This window comes from Streptomyces sp. P5F9, from assembly GCF_057961495.1.
The window spans coordinates 1-1472 of record NZ_JBXVPZ010000900.1; the positions used below are offsets into that span (position 1 = coordinate 1).

General features: G+C 70.6%; 3 protein-coding genes. All 3 read right to left on the minus strand.

Annotated features, from left to right (window positions below):
- The coding region (locus AC31A1_RS51310; protein ID WP_489659899.1) for a GTP-binding protein at window positions 1-648 on the minus strand (648 nt) is incomplete at its 3' end.
- Window positions 629-973 carry a DUF742 domain-containing protein gene (locus AC31A1_RS51315; protein WP_489659900.1) on the minus strand — a complete coding sequence of 115 codons (345 nt, stop codon included), beginning with the start codon at window positions 971-973 and terminating at the stop codon, window positions 629-631. The genes AC31A1_RS51310 and AC31A1_RS51315, both read right to left, overlap by 20 nt.
- Window positions 970-1377, minus strand: a complete 408-nt coding sequence (locus tag AC31A1_RS51320) for a roadblock/LC7 domain-containing protein (protein WP_393752415.1) — start codon at window positions 1375-1377, stop codon at window positions 970-972. Before AC31A1_RS51320 ends, AC31A1_RS51315 begins: the two co-directional genes overlap by 4 nt.
- Between the last annotated feature and the right edge of the window lie 95 nt (window positions 1378-1472).

Here is a 1472-nt window from a genome sequence, read left to right on the forward strand (position 1 = left end):
GGCTTGGGGGCGGGCGGCGCCCTGGCCGTCGTAGCGACCGGGGTCCTGGCCGTCGTAACGGCCCCTGGCGTGTTCGTTCTTGACGTGCTCGACCAGGGTGATCAGCACCTGCTTCGCGGACGCGCGGGAGCGGGCGTCGCAGTCCAGGAGGGGGACGTGCGGGTCGAGGTCGAGGGCCTCGCGGATCTGCTGCGGGGCGTAGGCGGTGCCGCCGAAGTCGTTGCAGGCCACGATGAAGGGGGTGCCGTGGTGTTCGAGGCGGTCGATGGCGTACCAGGAGTCGCCGATCCGGCGGGTGTCGACGAGGACGACCGCGCCGAGCGTCCCGGAGAACAGCCGGTCCCAGAGGAACCAGAACCGTTCCTGGCCGGGGGCGCCGAACAGGTACAGCACATTGCGGGCGTCGAGCGTGATGCGGCCGAAGTCGAAGGCGACCGTGGTCGCGGACTTGCCGCGCACCTCGCTGATGTCGTCGACGGCCTCGCCGGCCTTCGTCATCGTCTCCTCGGTGTTGAGGGGACGTATCTCGCTGACCGAGCGGACCAGCGTGGTCTTGCCGACGCCGAAGCCGCCGACGACCACGATCTTCAGGCCGTTGTCGGCGGAGGCACCCAAGGGGGTGCGCGCGTCAGAGGTTGCGGAGTCCAACGAGCACCTGTTCCAGGACGTCGGGATCGAGATCGGCCTTGCGCGGATGACGGGCGCTGACCCGGCCGGCCGCGAGAAGGTCGGAGAGGAGGATCTTGGTGATGGACACCGGAAGCTTCAGTTCGGCCGCCAACTCGACGACGGACGTGGGGTGTTCGGTGATCCGCAGGATCGCCGCGTGCTCCGACTGCATCCCGGTCGCCGGATCGCACTCGGCGACCACGAGGGTCACCAGGTCGAACGGGCTGTCCGGTCCGGAACGGGCGCGGCCTCCGGTGAGCGTGTAGAGGCGGTCGGGTGAGTCGTCCCTGCCGGGGCGGCTCATGACGCGCGGGGTTCCGCGCGCAGGTGCTCGCCGAGCTGTTCGACCAGCTCGCTCATGTTGTGCCCGATCAGCCCCGCGTCCGCGTCCTCGGTGGTGACCAGCGCCAGGTGCGCGCCCTCGCCCGCCTCGACGATGAACAGCACCCCGCCGTAGAACTCCGTCATCGCGGAGCGCACACCCCCGCTGCCGTCCCCGAACTCCACCGACGCGCCGTGCGACAGCGACTGGATGCCGGCGGCGATCGCGGCGAGCTGGTCGGCCTGGTCGACGGAGAGTTCGGGCGTCCGGCACAGCTTCAGGCCGTCCCGGGACAGCACGAGCGCGTGCCGCGCGCCCGGGGTGCGCTCCAGGAGGCCCTCGATGAGCCAGGTGAGCTTCTCGTCGGCGGTCGTCGTGCCGGTCATGAGGTGGGGTTGCCTTCCGAGTGGGAGAGGGAGGGGGTGGGCTCTGCTGGTATGGGGCTGTCCGCTGATACGGGGCTGTCCGCGTCGGTGCCGGA

Bases quoted from the DNA above. Each gene is read 5' to 3' on its own strand.
- AC31A1_RS51315 (WP_489659900.1), bottom strand. From the start codon at position 973: ATGAGCCGCCCCGGCAGGGACGACTCACCCGACCGCCTCTACACGCTC.
- AC31A1_RS51320 (WP_393752415.1), bottom strand. From the start codon at position 1,377: ATGACCGGCACGACGACCGCCGACGAGAAGCTCACCTGGCTCATCGAG.